Source organism: Prochlorococcus marinus subsp. pastoris str. CCMP1986 (assembly GCF_000011465.1).
Taxonomy (GTDB): Bacteria; Cyanobacteriota; Cyanobacteriia; order PCC-6307; family Cyanobiaceae; genus Prochlorococcus_A; species Prochlorococcus_A pastoris.
On record NC_005072.1, the window covers coordinates 1,552,280 to 1,569,284 of the forward strand.

Consider the following 17,005-nt stretch of genomic DNA (forward strand, 5'->3'; position numbering starts at 1 on the left):
AATAATATATCTATTTTCTCAATACCTCAAAAAAAACTTTTATTTAGTTATGAATAGCTTGCAAAACTTAAGCAAAAGCAAAAAAGATGAGTAATATAAAAAAAAATAGCTTATGGAAATTAACACTATTAATTTGGTTGGTAGAGCTGGAAGAGAGCCTGATGTGAGATATTTCGAATCTGGAAGTACAGTTGCCAACTTCACTCTTGCAGTAAACAGAATAAGTAGAGGTGATGAACCTGACTGGTTTAATCTAGAAATATGGGGCAAACAAGCACAAATAGCTGCTGACTATGTCAAAAAAGGTTCTTTAATTGGTATTACAGGAAGTTTTAAAATTGATAGTTGGAAAGACAAGAATACAGGAGAAGATAGATTTAAACCAGTTGTTAGAGTTGATAGATTAAATTTATTGAGCTCTAAGAAAGAAACAGATAATAGCAATTTTTCAAATAATAATAACTCTGGAGATATTCCTTTTTAAGTTATTTTTTTTTTATAAAGTCTTATAAAAAATTTTATTAAAAAATAAACAAATATCAGAATTAATATGGGTTTGACAATAAATTTAATTTGATTCAAATATGTTTCAATAATTGGATAATTTTCGCCAAAGACAAATCCTGCATAAGTTAATAATGTAACCCATATTAAACTTCCTAAACTAGTCCAAATTAAAAATTTCCGAAGTGGCATTAATTCCATTCCAGCGGGTACTGAAATTAATGTTCTTATACCAGGTACTAATCTCCCCCAAAAAACTAACGAAACCCCATATTTATCAAACCATCTCCTGCTCTTAATAAGATCATTAGAAGTTATTCCTATATATTTGCCCCTTTTATCTAAAAAGTTTGATAATCTTTTTTCATTTACTAATTTACCCAAATAATACCAAGGCATAGACCCTAGTATCGTTCCAAATACACCCCAAAAAACCAAAATATAGAAATTTAATTTTTGTTGGTAGACAAAAAATCCACCTAAAGGCATAATTATTTCCGATGGAATTGGAGGTATAATATTCTCTAAAAACATCGCCAAACATATCGTGAGGTAGGCTATTGTTGAATTTGTTTCAACAGCCTTACTAATATATTCAGGAATGGAAGTGAGTAAATTAATAAAAATTAAACTCAAATTTAATATCTATATTGCTCTGGTTTATAAGGTCCTTCAACAGAGACATTAATATAGTCTGCTTGATCTTTAGTTAGTTTTGTTAACTTAGCCCCAATTTTATCCAAATGTAACCTAGCAACCATTTCATCTAAATGTTTAGGTAAAACATAGACCTCTTTAGAGTATTCATCTGACTTATTGAAAAGTTCAATTTGAGCTAATACTTGATTAGTAAAAGAATTACTCATAACAAAACTTGGATGACCTGTTGCACAGCCTAAGTTAACAAGTCTTCCCTCTGCTAAAAGAATAATTTTATTTCCACTTGGCAAAGTAATATGATCAACTTGAGGCTTAATATTTTCCCATGGGTAATCTTTCAACGAGGCAACATCAATCTCGTTATCAAAATGTCCAATATTACAGACTATCGCCTCATCCTTCATTTTAATAAGGTTATCGTTAGTTATAACTTGATAATTACCAGTAGCAGTAACAAATATATCAATATCTTCAACAACATCATTTAATGTGACAACACTAAAACCCTCCATAGCTGCTTGAAGAGCGCATATAGGATCAACTTCAGCAACCTTGACTATTGCTCCAAGTCCTCTTAATGATTGAGCAGACCCTTTACCAACATCTCCGAATCCCATTACTAACGCAACTTTTCCTGCAATCATTACATCAGTCGCACGTTTGATACTGTCAACTAGAGATTCTCTACAACCATATAAATTATCAAATTTACTCTTAGTAACTGAATCGTTTACGTTGATAGCAGGAAATGGTAGTGCATTTTGTTTTTGCAATTGATAAAGTCTTGCAACTCCTGTTGTTGTTTCTTCAGTAACGCCGATAATATTTCCCTTAATACGAGAGTAGAAGCTACTATCTTCTTGCAATTTAGACCTAATTGAGTTGAATAATGCTATTTCCTCTTCATTACTAGGATTCTTTAGAACTGACAAATCCTTTTCTGCTTTACTACCAAGTATTAATAAACCTGTTGCATCTCCACCATCATCAAGAATCATGTTTGGAGAATCTGTACCCCAATCTAAAATGTAATGAGTATATTGCCAATACTCATCAAGACTCTCACCTTTTTTTGCATAAACAGAAATTCCTTGTTCTGCAATAGCAGCAGCAGCATGATCTTGAGTTGAGAAAATATTGCATGAAGCCCATTTAACTTGTGCACCAAGATCAACAAGAGTTTCAATCAAAACAGCAGTTTGAATAGTCATATGCAAACTACCAGCTATTTTTGCACCATTTAGAGGCTTATCCGAATGATGCTTATCTCTAAGTGCCATTAATCCAGGCATTTCAGTTTCGGCAATTTTAATTTCTTTACGTCCGAAATCTGATAAAGAAATATCTTTAATTACGTAGTTTGGTATGGAGGTTTTAATCGAATTAGCAATAACCATTTCTAAAAATATCTTATACTTAGACTATAAGCGATTTTTATATAATTTAGTGTTTGTTGGGAATTTAAAAGAAACAATTCAATTAGGAAGTGATTTTGCTCGAAGATTAAATCCAAAATCGGTTATTTTACTACAAGGTCCCATTGGAGCTGGAAAAACTTCATTCGTCCAAGGAATTGCATTAGGCCTATCTATTTCAGAAGATATTACAAGTCCAACATTTGCCTTATCGCATCATTACAATTCTGGAACAATTCCACTAATTCATATGGATTTATATCGGCTAGAAAATAGTTTGATGGCAAAAGAATTCTTTATTTCTGAGGAAGAAGAGGCTATACAAAATGAAGCTATAATGGTTATTGAATGGCCGGAATTAATAAAGCCATGTTTGAATAATTTCTGGAAAATAGAAATAAGTTACGCTACAAATTTTGGGAGAAATTATAAAATTTGGGATCCAAAAAATTTATTAACCTTTGAATAGTCTGGTTGTTGTTCAATCGCACCTTCACCAAGACAGGTGAGTAACCCACAAATACTTGCGAATTTTACACAATTTTGTATTTCTGATTCATTTGAAGGATAATCAAACGACAGTAATTGTGAAATTAATCCAGCTAAAAAAGCATCACCTGCTCCAGTAGTATCAATAATTTTTAGCGACTTAGAAACTTCAGTCGTTCCTTGTACTCCATTTATTAACCAACAAATAGGATTTGCTCCATCTGTAATTATTACATCAGGACGGTTTAACAATCTTTCAGATATTTCCAAAGGATTTTTATTTTCAAAAAATAAAATTGCTTCCTCTTTGGCCAACTTTAAAATATGCGCCTTATTCAATAAATTCCTTATTAAATCAACTCTCTCCTTTTTATTAGTTTCTGATGAAGAAGTGGCAAAATCCCAAAAAACCTCTCTCCAGTTCAAGTCAATTATTATTTTTACATCAAATTTATTAGCTAAACTCAATAAAAAGTTAATAGTATCTGCAGATATTGAAGACGATAATATAATTGTTCCACAAACTAAATATTTTGTTTTTGAAAAGAGGTTTTCCAAACTTTTCAAATCTTTTTTAATTTCATTCTTATCAAAAGCCTCATCAGCAAAAAATGTATTTAAGCTTGTATCAAAACCAGAAAAATATCGATCTCCGGAATTATCCCTATTTACCTTAACGATACGAGTGGGAAGACAATCATCCAATTGCAAAAAATTTATATTTACCTCCAATTCTTTAAATTGATTAATAAATTTCTTACCAAATTCATCACTTCCTATACGTCCAATAAAGACTGAATCTATTTGTAATTTTCTCAATGCACAAGCTACATTTGCAGGAGCTCCTCCCAAAAAATCTGTAAATTCTTGATTTGATTTATTCTTGATTCTATCTATTAAAGCCTCCCCAATACAAATAACTTTTGTTTTTTTCATAGACTAAAAATTTTTTCTAAACTAAGAATAATTAATCGAAAACGATTTTTTTTTTTTTGAATTAAAGTTTAATTAATATTTTTCTTCTAATGTCCTTTAAAAAATCCGAAAATTGGAAATGGAAAAATTGGGACATATCATGGTCTTCAACAAAACAATCCTCTAACAATAGTGATTTAAATATTTTATTAATTCATGGTTTTGGAGCATCAAAACGACATTGGAGACATAATCAAGATTTTCTCGGAAATAATCATAATTGCTATTCAATTGACCTACTAGGCTTTGGAGAAAGTAGCCAACCTGGAGCTTCATTAGATTATGAGTCTTACAAAGATAATTATGTTAAATATTCCTTTGACTTATGGGGAAGTCAGGTAGCTACTTTTTGTAATGAGGTAATTAAATCTCCTGTTTATCTAGTAGGCAACTCAATCGGTGGAGTTGTATCTTTAAAAGCTGCTGAAATTCTCAAAGAAAATTGTAATGGCCTTGTTTTAATTGACTGTGCCCAAAGAACAATGGATGATAAGAGACTTAAAAGAAGCGATGTATTAATGAACTTATTGCGTCCGGTAATAAAAACATTAGTAAGTAAAAGAATTATTAGTAACACCCTTTTTGAGAGAGCTGCCAATCCAGCAGTTATTAAACAAATCCTTAAAAAAGCATATCCCTCAGGAAAAAATATTGATGAAGAATTAATAGAAATTTTATATAATCCTTCTCAAAGAAAAAATTCAAAAGAGGCTTTTCGTGGTTTTATTAATTTATTCGATGACTATCTCGCTACAGACCTATTTTATAGGGTTAATTCTCCAATTCAGTTGATTTGGGGAGAAAAAGATCCTTGGGAATCTCTAAATGAAGCAAAATCTTGGAAGAAAAACTATAAAAATATAAAAAGACTAGATGTTATTAAAGAGGCTGGACATTGTCCTCACGATGAAAATCCTGAGGAGACTAACAATTTAATTTGTCAATTTATTCAAGAGACGAAATAAGCTTCCACACTTTCGCTAAGTCTTCTTAAACCTCTTAGACCATCTCTTTCTAGATTTCTTACCCTATCTCTACTAATACCCAAGACACGTCCAATACCCGTTAGAGACATTGGCTCATCTCCATCCATTCCATATCTCATTCTTAAGACTCTACATTGCAAATCAGGTAACTGATGAAGTAGTGAATGTAAATCACCCCTCATACAGTCCATTTCGATTTGCTCATCAGGTAAATCTTCTCCTCCAGCTAATAAATCCAGTAAAACTGTATCTTCACCATCACCTACTTTTGTTTCTAGACTTACTGGCTGCCCAGCTTTGCACATTAAATCTTTAACATCATCTTCGGGCAACTCAACATATTTAGCTAGTTCACTTATTGTAGGTGTTCTTGACATTTCTTGACTCAACTCTCTTTGACCTTTTTTTAGCTTATTAAGCATCTCTGTTATGTGGATTGGCAATCTAATAGCTCTACTTTTTTCTGCAATTGCTCTTGTAATACCTTGTCTAATCCACCAATACGCATATGTTGAAAACTTATATCCTCTAGCAGGATCAAATTTTTCTACACCTCTTACTAATCCAATTGTTCCCTCTTGAATTAAATCAAGAAGTTCCATATTTCTTTTTGTATATTTTTTTGCAACACTGACGACTAATCTTAAATTTGCAGCAACCATTCTTTCTTTTGCTCGCTGACCAGCTCTGAGTCTTTTTTTGATTTGTGAAGTAGATAAATTTAACTTTTCAGCTAATTCTTCAGGTGAAGGTTTATTATCTGTCAATTCCATTATTTCAATTTCAGCTCTCTCAACTTGCATATATTCTTGAACTTGCCTACCTAAAGTGATTTCTTGTTCGTGTGATAGTAATGGAACTCGTCCAATATCCCTCAAATAAGACCTAACCAAATCTACATCATTACTGGATTTTAAAGATGAAATAGTAGCTAATTTATTCTCAACTAATGTTTCGGGTGACATAAAAGTTAATGTTGTTTTGTAAACAATACCATTAAGAAATGTAAAGTTAAACAAAAAAACCCACAATTCTACAAAAATGAGAATAAATACCTAGTAATTCTTACAAAATTGAAGAATTAAGTAGCCAATTTGCAGTACTAAGATAAATAAATACCCCAGCAATATCTGTCACAGTAGTTATGAAGGGGGAAGACATCAAAGCAGGGTCTAAACCCATCCTTTCGAATAGTAAGGGAAGAATAGCTCCGGCGGTTGCAGCTAACGTTGTTATCGAAATCAAGCTAATTCCAACTGCGGATGCGATTAATGGTCCCTCCCCTTGCCACCAAGCAAAGGGGAAAACCACTAGCATCATTAAAATCCCTAATAAAGCACCAGTTATTGCCTCTTTAACCACTACCTTAAATGCACCCATTGATTTTAATTTTTGAGTACTTAAACCCCTTATAACAACTGTTGAGCTTTGGGCTCCAACATTTCCTCCGGTACCGATAAGCAATGGGATAAAAGCAGCTAGTAAAACTATTTCTTTCAAAATCTGATCATTCATTGCAATAACTTTTGTAGTTAAACCATTAGCTAGAACTAAAATTAATAGCCATAAAATTCTCCTTCGAGCAATTGTAAATAAACCACTTTGAAAATAATCATCCTCATCACCAAGCTGAACAGCGCCTGCAGCATAAATATCTCGAGTAGCTTCTTGCTCAATAACATCAATCAAATCATCAACCGTAACAATTCCAACTAATCTTTTTTCTTTATCTACAACTGGGAGAGCTAAAAAATCATATCTTTGAATTGCTCTAGCTACATCCTCTTGATTAGTATTAGTGGAAATATTAACGACATCCTTTGTCATAACCTCACCAATAGGCCTAGTAGGATCTGCCGTAACAAGATCTCTTAAAGATAAAATTCCAGTTAGATGCCTTTCTTTATCCGTGACATATAGACTATATATTGTCTCTGTAAATGCAGCCCTTTTTCTTACTATCGACAATGCTTCCTCAGCAGTTTGCATTTCTTTTAAATCTATGAATTCAGTAGTCATTAATCTGCCAGCAGTTTCTGGCTCATATCCTAATAATTCTGCCGTTACTTTTCTCTCACCAGGACTTAGTGCTGACAGAAATTTTCTTACAACTTTTGCAGGTAATTCATCAAAAAGTTGAACCCTATCATCAGGAGACATTTTTTCAACTATTTCTAAAACCTCCCCGGAACGAAGTCTATCTAGTAATGTTTGCTGCACTATTGGATCTAAATACTCATAAACCTCAATTGCCTCATTTTTTTTTAATAACCTAAATGCAAGAGCTTGGAGTATTAAAGGAAGACTACCAATGGCATCAGCGATATCAACGGGCTGGGAAGGTTCAAGTAATAATTTTGCTTCATCATAATTTCCTGCAATAAGTAATTCCTCAAGCTGGATTGTGATCTTTCCACGATTAGATAAATCCGAAGATAAAGAAGTACTTACCTCTATATTATTATTTTCTTCCATGATATTTCCCTTTATCGAAGTAACATTAATATTATATAAAAATTAAGTAATTTTTCTACTTAACTGAAAACCAATATACATTATTATTAAATTTAAAATAACAATTACATTCAAATAAATAAATAACTTTAGATAGTAACCTTGGATAATAAATTGATATAAAAAGTGAACAAAACCGCTAAAAGATGTAAAGCAAGCAAAGAAACCACTAAATAAAATTTCTTTTTTTGACTTACTAATTTTCCTTGAAATAAAAAAGCCATATAAAAAAGAACCTATAATAGAAATAACAAAATTATTTTTAAAATAAAATCTTAGGAATGTAGCGCAATAGGCAGTTAATAAAAAAGTTAATAAATATTTTTTATTCAATTTATAAAGGTTAAAGTAATAAAATATCCTAAACAAAAAAATAAAAAAGATAATAATATAACTTCAGCATAATAAATCAATAGGATTAAATATTTTTTTTCTCGAATCAAATTAAATAACTGATATATGAAAGATGAAAATGTACTGAAACATCCTAAAAAACCAACAAAAATAAATAGTATTAAATTCTTATTTGTTATATTCAAACCTTCGAAAATACCTAAAAATAAAGAGGCTAAAACATTTACTATTAAAATATTATTAGAATAAAATATTTTCTTTTTTCCAGAAATATATTTTATAAACATTCTTACAATCAACCCGAAGGTACTTCCTACTAAAATATAAATAAAACCATCTAGTTCCAAGATCTATATTTTAATCCAACCCCTTTTAGTTCTATTAGGATGTTCAATAAATTGATTTGTTAGCAATTCTACTCGTGCCCAAGTATCATTTTCTTTGACTACCCATTTTTGTAAAACTGATAATGAAGAACCGGTATCAAGAACCAACAATTTTTTAGCGTTAATTTTTGGAAAAGTATAAAGTGAACAATTTGAATTTAATATGATTTCTTTGGAATTATTAAGAGTATTATATTTGTTTAAATCCCTTTGTATTCCTCCTGCAGGTAATGTAATTGGGCCAATCAGAGCGAATCCGATTAAACAAATATTTTTTATCACATTTTTTATCATATATCTAATGTCGCCATATCTAAATTGGCACTATGAGTTTCAATAAACTCTCTTCTTGGTGCCACTTTATCTCCCATCAAAATATTGAAAATTCTATCTGCTTCTAGAGCATCTTCAATTTCTACTCTTTTCATCATTCGTGTCTGAGGATTCATTGTTGTATCCCATAATTGTTTAGGCATCATTTCACCTAAACCTTTAAATCTTTGAATATTATAGTTAGCTTTTTCTCCAAAATCTTCTATAGTTTGCTTCAATTGATTTTCGTTATAGCAATATTTATGATTTTTTCCTCTTTCAACTTTGTATAAAGGGGGACAAGCAATGTATATAAAACCTTTTTCAACGAGATCCCTTTGATATCTATAAAAAAAAGTTAATAGTAATGTTCTAATATGTGCCCCATCTACGTCTGCATCAGTCATAATTACAACCCTATGATACCTAAGAGAATTTACATTAAACTCTTCACCCTTTATACCCAATCCCAAAGCAGTGATTAGTGATTGAATTTCTGTATTTTTATATATTTTTGCATCATCTGTTTTTTCAATATTTAATATTTTTCCTCTCAAAGGTAAAATCGCCTGAAATCTCCTATCTCTTCCTTGTTTAGCTGAACCTCCAGCGGAATCACCCTCAACTATATAAATCTCTGCACCTGAGGGATCTCTTGAACTGCAATCTGCCAATTTGCCAGGCAAAGTTGAACTCTCAAGAACACTTTTTCTCCTTACTAAATCCCTCGCTCGTTTAGCTGCTTCTGCCGCATTAAAAGATTGAATTGCTTTTTCTAGAATTAAATCAAAAACATTAGGATTAAATTCCATATACTTTATTAATGATTCTCCTATGAGCGAATCAACAATCCCTCTCACTTCAGTATTTCCCAATTTTGTCTTTGTTTGACCTTCAAATTCCGGTTCTGGAACTTTTACAGATAATACGACTGTCAAACCTTCTCTAATATTTTCTCCTGACAAATTTTTATCAACTTCTTTTCTTTTACCTCTTTTTTTCGCGATAGCATTAAAAGTTCTAGTCAATACAGTTTTTAAGCCATCTATATGCGTGCCGCCATCTATCGTTCTGATATTATTTGCAAATCCCAATATATTATCTGAATAAACATCCGAGCACCATTGCAAAGCTGCTTCCACGTAAACATTATCTTTTTGTGAATCGACATAAATAACCTCAGAATGAATAGATTCCTTTTCTTTATTTATGTACTCAACATATTCTTTAATACCGCCATCATATAAGTAAATTTCTTCTTTGAAAGAACCATCCGATAAATTTTGCCTCTCATCTCTAAATATAATTTTGACGCCGCCATTGAGATAAGCCAATTCTCTTAATCTTGAGGATAAAAGAGCATAATCAAATTTAATACCATCAGTAAATATCGATGTATCTGGCTTAAAACAAATTGTTGTACCTTTTCTAAATGGTTTTTTTTGTTGTTTTTGGGATTTTAATTCACCTTTTGCAATTCCTTTCTCAAATCTTTGATTAAATTCATAACCATCTCTTGAAACAGTAACATGCACCCACTCACTTAGAGCGTTAACAACAGAGATTCCGACACCATGTAATCCACCAGAAACCTTATATCCACCACTTCCAAATTTTCCCCCTGCATGAAGAACAGTAAGAACAGTTTCCAGAGCACTTTTACCTGTCCTTGGATGTATATCTGTGGGAATACCCCTGCCATTATCTGAGATCAAAGCTGATCCATCTTCTTTAAGAACTATCTCAATATGATCACAATGACCTGCTAAGGCTTCATCTACAGAATTATCTACGACTTCATATACAAGATGATGAAGCCCTCTTGGACCAGTAGAACCAATATACATTCCTGGTCGTTTACGAACAGGTTCTAATCCCTCTAAAACCTGTATCTGATCAGCACCATAGTCATTGGAGATTTTATTAGATCTTTTTTCCTCACTCATTTAATATAAAAAATAAAATAAAACTTTTAAAATGTTATTTTTAAAAGGTGTTTCATTAAATTTACCATCGGGATAAGAGAAAGGCTTGAAGTAAATGCAAAATTTAATCACTTTAATCATATGAATGGAATATTTATTCCAAAAAATCACATATGTTCCAACCAAAACCATTAGTAATAGTTTTAATCGGACCTACAGCGAGTGGCAAAACTGAGCTAGGAATCGAAATTGCTAAATATTTTAATCTCAATATACATAATGTCGACTCAAGACAACTTTATCGATTTATGGACATAGGTACAGCAAAGCCAACTAAAGAACAACAAAAAACAATAAAGCATTTTTTAATAGATCTTGAAGAACCCTCTAGCCAAGTAAATGCAAAACAATTTCAAGAAATTGCTACCAAATCAATAAATCGAGAACTAAATCAAAACAGAATTCCTTTTCTAATAGGCGGGAGCGGGCTATATATGAATTCAATAATAAAGGGTTTCTTTGCTCCGAATGTGCCCCCTCAAAAAGTTTTAAGATCACAATTCGAAAAACTAGGGCAAGAAAAATGTTGGGAACTTTTAAAAATTTGTGATCCTGTCTTAACAAAAAAAATCAATTACGCTGATCAAGTTAGAACGATAAGAGCTTTAGAAGTCTTTTATGTAACGGGCAAACCAATATCCTCTCAAAAATTCCAGAACCCTCCCCCATGGAAAATATTAGAATTAGGTCTATACAGAGAAGATTTAAAAGAACGTATTTTCAAAAGAACAAAAAATATGTTTGAATTTGGAATTATAGATGAGACCAAAAAGATTATTAATCAATATGGATCAAATTTACCTTTACTAGAAACGATTGGATATAGAGAAGCCAAGGATGTAATAAAGGAAAATTTAAAACTTGAAAAAGCTATTGAAATAACTACAACAAAAACAATCCAATTTGCTAAGAGACAAAAAACATGGTTCCGTAATAAAAACAATCCAATATGGCTTAATAACAAAAACCTACTAAAAGATGCAATAATCAATATAAAGCATGCATTACGCTAGCTTTATAAAATAAGTAGATCTTTTCATCAAAACACCTTTTTAAAAAACTGAATGCCACCACGTCCACGCTTTGATCGCCGCGCTCCTGTTAGAGAGCTCCCAAATATTAACGAAAGAATTAAATACCCTCAACTAAGAGTTGTTGATTCAGATGGTAAACAACTAGGAGTGATTGATAGAATAAAAGCGCTAGAAATTGCTCATCAAAGAGGACTTGACTTGGTTTTAGTAAGCGAGAAAGCTAATCCGCCTGTTTGTAGGATAATGGATTACGGAAAATATAAATTTGAACAGGAGAAAAAAGCAAAAGAAACAAAGAAAAAATCTCACCAAACTGAAGTTAAAGAGGTGAAAATGAGATACAAAATTGATAAACATGATTATGACGTAAGAATAGGTCAAGCTGTGAGATTTTTAAAATCAGGCGATAAAGTTAAATGTACAGTTTTTTTTAGAGGTAGAGAAATTCAGCACTCAAATTTAGCAGAAACACTCCTTTTAAAAATGGCTAATGATTTAGAAGAACAGTCAGAAGTTCAACAAAGACCAAAAAGGGAAGGTAGAAATATGATTATGTTTTTAAGTCCCAGAAAAACACCTTTAATAAAAAAAGAAGAAGGGTAAATCTAGGCAATTTACAATACTAAATTCATTCAAAAATTTTAATGGATGTTAAAATATCACTTAATATCATTAAAGAAATTAATTAGGTTTTTTCTAAAGTGAGATTTCATATTCAACAAGAAATTGATATTCCTGCATCTACACAGTTATATAATCAAATTTGCTTTGCAATTGCAGCTAGATATTATCCTCCAGGTCATCGCTTGCCTAGTACTAGACAATTAGCTATGCAAACAGGATTGCATCGCAATACTATAAGTAAAGTTTATAGACAACTCGAAACGGATGGAGTGGTTGAAGCGATAGCAGGATCAGGGATTTATGTGAGAGATAATCTTAAAAAATCTTTTAATTCAAAAAACAATTTAAATACAACTCCTGCTCTAGAGACAAAAAAAGCAGTTGACAAATTAATCAAACTTGGATGCACTCTTCAAGAAACAAGAAATCTGTTGACTAATGAAATTGATTGGCGCATTAAATGTGGATCAAGAATAATAGTTAGTACCCCTCGGGAAGATATAGGTGCCTCTATGTTAATTGCAGAAGACCTCTCTCCTAACATCAACGTACCAGTAGAAGTTATCCCTATGGAAGAATTAGAAAAAGTTCTTTGCAACTCCAATAATGGGACAATTGTCACAAGTAGATATTTTTTACAACCCTTAGAAAAATTAGCAAAACAATATAGGGTTAGAGCTATTGCTGTTGATTTGAGCGACTTTCAGAAAGAATTAAAAATAATCAAAGAATTAAAACCTGGTAGTTGTGTAGGTATTGTAAGCATCAGTCCTGGCCTATTAAGAGCTGCAGAAATCATCATACATAGCATGAGAGGAAGTGATATAGTAATCATGACTACCATCTCAGATAACAGTAATAGATTATTAGCCCTTTTAAAAGCTTCCAATCATATAGTTTGCGATGGACCTAGTTTATCTGTTATTGAAAATACTCTGCTAAAAAATCGTTCTCAGTTGATGAGAGTACCACAAATTATATGTGCAAAAAATTATTTAAGCATAAAAACTATAAATCATTTAAAAACTGAGATAGGAGTAATTAATTAATTCATCATGCTAAGAACTTTCAAGTCAGATATTGAAATAATAAGAGAGAGAGATCCTGCAGCAAGAGGAATTTTAGAAATTTTTCTTTGCTATCCTGGTTTCCAATCAATTATCGTTCATAGGTTTACCCATAAATTATGGTTATTAAAGTTACCCTTAATTCCGAGATTATTAAGTCATTTAAATAGATTATTAACAGGAATAGAAATACATCCAGGTGCCAAAATCGGGGAAAAAGTTTTTATAGATCATGGCATGGGTGTTGTCATCGGCGAAACAGCTGAAATTGGTAATAACTGCTTACTTTATCAAGGAGTTACATTAGGAGGAACTGGTAAAAGTCATGGCAAAAGGCATCCAACATTAATGGAGAATGTTGTAGTTGGGGCAGGAGCAAAAGTTCTAGGCTCAATAATAATTGGGCAAAATACTAGAATTGGTGCAGGTTCAGTCGTTGTTCGTAATGTCGAAGAAAATAGTACTGTTGTTGGAATACCAGGAAGAGTAGTTCATCAAAGTGGTGTAAAAGTTAATCCCTTAGCACACTCTGCTTTACCAGACGCTGAAGCTAATGTAATCAAAAATTTAATGGACAGAATAGATCAGCTTGAAAACCAAATCCTTCAACTACAAAATACCCTTCAATGTTTGGTAAATTCAGAATCTAATGATATTTCTAAAATTGGCAATGCACAAAATCTAAAAGACAAAGAAATAATAGAATTCTTAGGAGATAACTAATTGCGAATTAATTATTAGTTACTTTTTCACTTTTAGGTTGAAACATAAACATTGAATAAATAACATTTCTTCTCATATTAGTCATCATTTCAAGAAACATATCATAACCTTCATTTTTATATTCAATCAAGGGGTCCTTTTGACCATAACCTCTTAATCCTACAGATTCTCTTAAAGAATCCATCGATTGAAGATGTTCTCTCCATAAATTATCAATTTGTTGAAGTATAAAAAACCTTTCAGCTTCCCTCATTAAACCTGGACGAAATTTCTCTATTTGAGCCTCCTTCAAATCATATGCAATACGTAATTGCTCTTGAAGATAATTTTTTAATTCTTCAATAGATAAGACACTAACATCTTCTGATTTAAGATCATTTAATAAATAAATGAATTCTTTTACTTTAGAAATCAATTGATCTATGTCCCATTCTTCTGGAGGTAAATCAGGATTGATATAAGCTTCTACAATTTCTTCCATTGTTCTTTCTCCATACCCTATGACTTGTTTCTTCAAATCATTCCCTTTTAGAACTCTTAATCTCTCATTATAAACCGCTTTTCTTTGATTATTCATTACCTCATCATATTCAAAAACTTGTTTTCTGATGTCATAATAATAAGTCTCGACTTTCTTCTGTGCACTTTCTAAAGATCTAGTAAGCATTCCTGACTCAATAGGCATATCTTCATCTACCCTAAAAGCGTTCATTAGGTTTGCTACCCTATCTCCTCCAAATATCCTTAATAGATTATCTTCCAAAGATAAAAAGAATCTGGTACTTCCAAGATCTCCTTGTCTACCTGCTCTTCCTCTAAGTTGATTATCAACTCTTCTTGACTCATGCCTTTCAGTTCCTATGACATGAAGACCTCCAGCATTCCTAACATTTTCTTCTTCATGAATTAATACCTTTTCATATTCATTTTTCACCTCTGATAAAGATTCTCTCAAAGATTGTATTAGTTTATCTTCAGTTGGAGCTTTTTCAGCAGCAGTAGCTATTTTATCGTCTAATTCCAGAATAGTTAAGCTTCTATCTCCCCAATTTTTTACAAGTTCATTGGATAATAAAGATAGTTTTCTTTTAATATCTTCGCCTAACTGACATGGGAAAAGACTGTCTACACCGCTTTTAGTATTTTTATTTGCAATTGAGTCAACATTTGCAGAAAATCCTCCCCCAGATTTTGAATTTCTTTGTTGAGGTATTGGCGGTTTATGCTCATTATCTGGCTTAACTAGTAAGGGCATTAAAGTCTCTTTTAATTTTAGCCTTGCCATATAGTCGCTATTACCACCAAGAATAATATCAGTTCCTCTTCCCGCCATATTTGTTGCGATAGTGACGGCACCAGATCTTCCAGCCTGAGCTACGATTTCTGCCTCGCGTTCTACATTCTCTGGTTTTGCATTTAGCAAATTATGTGGGATTTGCTGCTCGAAAAGAAGTGAACTTAATAACTCACTTTTTTCGACACTTGTTGTACCTACTAAAACAGGTCTACCGTTCCTATGTATTTCTGCTGTCTCATTAGCAACTGCTTTCCATTTTCCAAGCTCTGTTTTAAAAACTTGATCAGCCCAATCTTGTCTTTTTCTTATCTGATTAGTTGGAACAACTGTTGACTCTAATTTATAAGTTTTTTCAAATTCTACCTCTTCGGTCTTTGCAGTTCCTGTCATACCAGCTAATCCTGGATATAAAAGGAAAAAGTTCTGATACGTTATAGATGCTAATGTTTGGGTCTCAGGTTGAATTTTAAGACCTTCTTTTGCTTCGATTGCCTGATGTTGTCCATCACTCCATCTTCTTCCAGGCATAACCCTTCCAGTAAATTCATCAACTATTACTGCTTCATCTTTTTTAATGATGTAATTTACATCTTTAACGAATAATTCTTTAGCTTTTAATGCATTAGTAATGTAATGAGCCCAAGGATCTTTAGGATCGTATAAATCATTAACCTTCAAGGCCTCTTCACATTTAGCAAATCCTTGATCAGTTAATATACAACTACGTTGTTTTTCATCAACTTCATAATCACCCTCTGGATCAATTCCATCTTTACTCAACTCTTTCGCCTTAATTAGAGACAATGATAATTCTGCCGCTTTTTGATATTTTTCTTGTGGCCTTTCTATTTGACCAGAAATTATTAGAGGAGTTCTTGCTTCATCAATTAAAATTGAATCTACTTCATCTATAACGCAATAATTAAATTTTCTTTGAACTACTTCTTCGATTTCAGTAGCCATGTTATCTCTCAAATAATCAAAACCTAATTCAGAATTAGTGGCATAGGTTATGTCACATGCATAGTTTTTTTTTCTTTCAGCAGGACTCATATCTTGCTGAATTAGACCAACTGATAAGCCCAAAAAACGATGCACTTGTCCCATCCACTCAGCATCTCTTCGAGCTAAGTAGTCGTTCACGGTAACAACATGTACACCTTTACCAGTTAAAGCATTGAGATAACATGGTAGCGTTGCAACGAGAGTTTTACCTTCTCCAGTTTTCATCTCAGCAATTTGTCCTTCATGGAGAACCATCCCACCAATTAATTGCACATCAAAATGACGCATTTCTAAAACTCTTTTACTTGCTTCTCTGACGATTGCAAAAGCTTTTGGTAACGTTTCTTCTAATAGTTCCTTTTGTTTTTTAATATTTAACTCTGATGAAATATTTGATTTAAGATTATGAGTTTCATTCCGCAATTCATCATCAGTTAATATGGATACGTCTTCTTCTAATAAGTTTATTTCTTCAACCATTGGTTGATATCTCTTTAACTTTCGTGTATTCGGGTCTCCCAACAAAAGTTTGAGCATAATTGTTTTTCCTCTAAAAAATTTATCCTATTACAATCATTATAAATTAGTGCGTTACAACTAAAAGAGCAAATCCTATATCTCTTTATTTTTTTAAAAAGAAATCGATTAAGGTGTAAATCAAAGTTACCAACGAAG

Annotated in this window: 17 protein-coding genes; 7 read left to right on the plus strand and 10 right to left on the minus strand. The window is 32.0% G+C overall.

Annotated elements, in window-relative coordinates:
* Positions 1-112: 112 nt before the first annotated feature.
* Positions 113-484, plus strand: coding sequence for a single-stranded DNA-binding protein (locus TX50_RS08680; protein ID WP_011133250.1), 372 nt, complete (start codon positions 113-115; stop codon positions 482-484).
* Here TX50_RS08680 and TX50_RS08685 read toward each other — a convergent pair.
* On the minus strand, positions 481-1,140 hold the full coding sequence (locus tag TX50_RS08685; protein ID WP_011133251.1) for a DedA family protein: 660 nt from the start codon (positions 1,138-1,140) through the stop codon (positions 481-483). The genes TX50_RS08680 and TX50_RS08685 overlap by 4 nt on opposite strands.
* A gap of 2 nt (positions 1,141-1,142) precedes the next feature.
* Positions 1,143-2,561: an adenosylhomocysteinase gene (ahcY, locus tag TX50_RS08690; protein WP_011133252.1), complete on the minus strand. Its 1,419-nt coding sequence runs from the start codon at positions 2,559-2,561 to the stop codon at positions 1,143-1,145.
* Between the two features lie 49 nt (positions 2,562-2,610).
* On the opposite strand from ahcY, the gene tsaE reads away from it, so the two are divergent.
* Positions 2,611-3,048, plus strand: a complete 438-nt coding sequence (gene tsaE, locus TX50_RS08695; RefSeq protein ID WP_011133253.1) for a tRNA (adenosine(37)-N6)-threonylcarbamoyltransferase complex ATPase subunit type 1 TsaE — start codon at positions 2,611-2,613, stop codon at positions 3,046-3,048.
* Here tsaE and TX50_RS08700 read toward each other — a convergent pair.
* A complete protein-coding gene (locus tag TX50_RS08700; protein ID WP_011133254.1) occupies positions 3,006-4,004 on the minus strand; it encodes a carbohydrate kinase family protein in 999 nt (332 codons plus the stop codon). The genes tsaE and TX50_RS08700 overlap by 43 nt on opposite strands.
* An 89-nt stretch (positions 4,005-4,093) precedes the next feature.
* On the opposite strand from TX50_RS08700, the gene TX50_RS08705 reads away from it, so the two are divergent.
* Complete coding sequence (locus TX50_RS08705; RefSeq protein ID WP_011133255.1) at positions 4,094-5,008, plus strand: alpha/beta fold hydrolase; 915 nt, start codon at positions 4,094-4,096, stop codon at positions 5,006-5,008.
* Here TX50_RS08705 and TX50_RS08710 read toward each other — a convergent pair.
* From TX50_RS08710 to gyrB, 6 genes are all read right to left on the minus strand, one after another.
* Positions 4,993-5,994 carry an RpoD/SigA family RNA polymerase sigma factor gene (locus tag TX50_RS08710; RefSeq protein WP_011133256.1) on the minus strand — a complete coding sequence of 334 codons (1,002 nt, stop codon included), beginning with the start codon at positions 5,992-5,994 and terminating at the stop codon, positions 4,993-4,995. The genes TX50_RS08705 and TX50_RS08710 overlap by 16 nt on opposite strands.
* 100 nt (positions 5,995-6,094) lie before the next feature.
* Positions 6,095-7,504 (minus strand): magnesium transporter, encoded by a 1,410-nt coding sequence (gene mgtE, locus TX50_RS08715; RefSeq protein WP_011133257.1) that lies wholly within the window; start codon positions 7,502-7,504, stop codon positions 6,095-6,097.
* Positions 7,505-7,546: 42 nt separating this feature from the next.
* Entirely contained in the window at positions 7,547-7,912 is a 366-nt protein-coding gene (locus TX50_RS08720) for a CrcB family protein (RefSeq protein WP_327077671.1), read from the minus strand.
* Positions 7,873-8,244: a FluC/FEX family fluoride channel gene (locus TX50_RS08725; RefSeq protein WP_011133259.1), complete on the minus strand. Its 372-nt coding sequence runs from the start codon at positions 8,242-8,244 to the stop codon at positions 7,873-7,875. The genes TX50_RS08720 and TX50_RS08725 overlap by 40 nt, the downstream gene beginning before the upstream one ends.
* Before the next feature lie 3 nt (positions 8,245-8,247).
* On the minus strand, positions 8,248-8,577 hold the full coding sequence (locus TX50_RS08730; protein WP_011133260.1) for a hypothetical protein: 330 nt from the start codon (positions 8,575-8,577) through the stop codon (positions 8,248-8,250).
* Complete coding sequence (gyrB, locus tag TX50_RS08735; protein ID WP_011133261.1) at positions 8,574-10,541, minus strand: DNA topoisomerase (ATP-hydrolyzing) subunit B; 1,968 nt, start codon at positions 10,539-10,541, stop codon at positions 8,574-8,576. The genes TX50_RS08730 and gyrB overlap by 4 nt, the downstream gene beginning before the upstream one ends.
* Before the next feature lie 152 nt (positions 10,542-10,693).
* Between gyrB and miaA the strand changes: the two genes are divergently transcribed.
* From miaA to cysE, 4 genes are all read left to right on the plus strand, one after another.
* On the plus strand, positions 10,694-11,593 hold the full coding sequence (miaA, locus tag TX50_RS08740; RefSeq protein ID WP_011133262.1) for a tRNA (adenosine(37)-N6)-dimethylallyltransferase MiaA: 900 nt from the start codon (positions 10,694-10,696) through the stop codon (positions 11,591-11,593).
* A gap of 51 nt (positions 11,594-11,644) precedes the next feature.
* On the plus strand, positions 11,645-12,217 hold the full coding sequence (infC, locus tag TX50_RS08745; protein ID WP_011133263.1) for a translation initiation factor IF-3: 573 nt from the start codon (positions 11,645-11,647) through the stop codon (positions 12,215-12,217).
* 98 nt (positions 12,218-12,315) lie between these two features.
* Entirely contained in the window at positions 12,316-13,287 is a 972-nt protein-coding gene (locus TX50_RS08750) for a GntR family transcriptional regulator (RefSeq protein ID WP_011133264.1), read from the plus strand.
* A gap of 6 nt (positions 13,288-13,293) precedes the next feature.
* Positions 13,294-14,028 (plus strand): serine O-acetyltransferase, encoded by a 735-nt coding sequence (gene cysE / locus TX50_RS08755; RefSeq protein ID WP_011133265.1) that lies wholly within the window; start codon positions 13,294-13,296, stop codon positions 14,026-14,028.
* Positions 14,029-14,035: 7 nt separating this feature from the next.
* Here the strand turns inward: cysE and secA are convergent, their stop codons facing one another.
* Positions 14,036-16,867 (minus strand): preprotein translocase subunit SecA, encoded by a 2,832-nt coding sequence (secA, locus tag TX50_RS08760; protein ID WP_011133266.1) that lies wholly within the window; start codon positions 16,865-16,867, stop codon positions 14,036-14,038.
* Between the last annotated feature and the right edge of the window lie 138 nt (positions 16,868-17,005).

Excerpts from the sequence above, each read along its gene's own strand:
- TX50_RS08680 (WP_011133250.1), top strand. The coding sequence starts at position 113 with ATGGAAATTAACACTATTAATTTGGTTGGTAGAGCTGGAAGAGAGCCT.
- ahcY (WP_011133252.1), bottom strand. The coding sequence starts at position 2,561 with ATGGTTATTGCTAATTCGATTAAAACCTCCATACCAAACTACGTAATT.
- TX50_RS08700 (WP_011133254.1), bottom strand. The coding sequence starts at position 4,004 with ATGAAAAAAACAAAAGTTATTTGTATTGGGGAGGCTTTAATAGATAGA.
- TX50_RS08705 (WP_011133255.1), top strand. The coding sequence starts at position 4,094 with ATGTCCTTTAAAAAATCCGAAAATTGGAAATGGAAAAATTGGGACATA.
- TX50_RS08710 (WP_011133256.1), bottom strand. The coding sequence starts at position 5,994 with ATGTCACCCGAAACATTAGTTGAGAATAAATTAGCTACTATTTCATCT.
- mgtE (WP_011133257.1), bottom strand. The coding sequence starts at position 7,504 with ATGGAAGAAAATAATAATATAGAGGTAAGTACTTCTTTATCTTCGGAT.
- TX50_RS08730 (WP_011133260.1), bottom strand. The coding sequence starts at position 8,577 with ATGATAAAAAATGTGATAAAAAATATTTGTTTAATCGGATTCGCTCTG.
- gyrB (WP_011133261.1), bottom strand. The coding sequence starts at position 10,541 with ATGAGTGAGGAAAAAAGATCTAATAAAATCTCCAATGACTATGGTGCT.
- miaA (WP_011133262.1), top strand. The coding sequence starts at position 10,694 with ATGTTCCAACCAAAACCATTAGTAATAGTTTTAATCGGACCTACAGCG.
- infC (WP_011133263.1), top strand. The coding sequence starts at position 11,645 with ATGCCACCACGTCCACGCTTTGATCGCCGCGCTCCTGTTAGAGAGCTC.
- cysE (WP_011133265.1), top strand. The coding sequence starts at position 13,294 with ATGCTAAGAACTTTCAAGTCAGATATTGAAATAATAAGAGAGAGAGAT.
- secA (WP_011133266.1), bottom strand. The coding sequence starts at position 16,867 with ATGCTCAAACTTTTGTTGGGAGACCCGAATACACGAAAGTTAAAGAGA.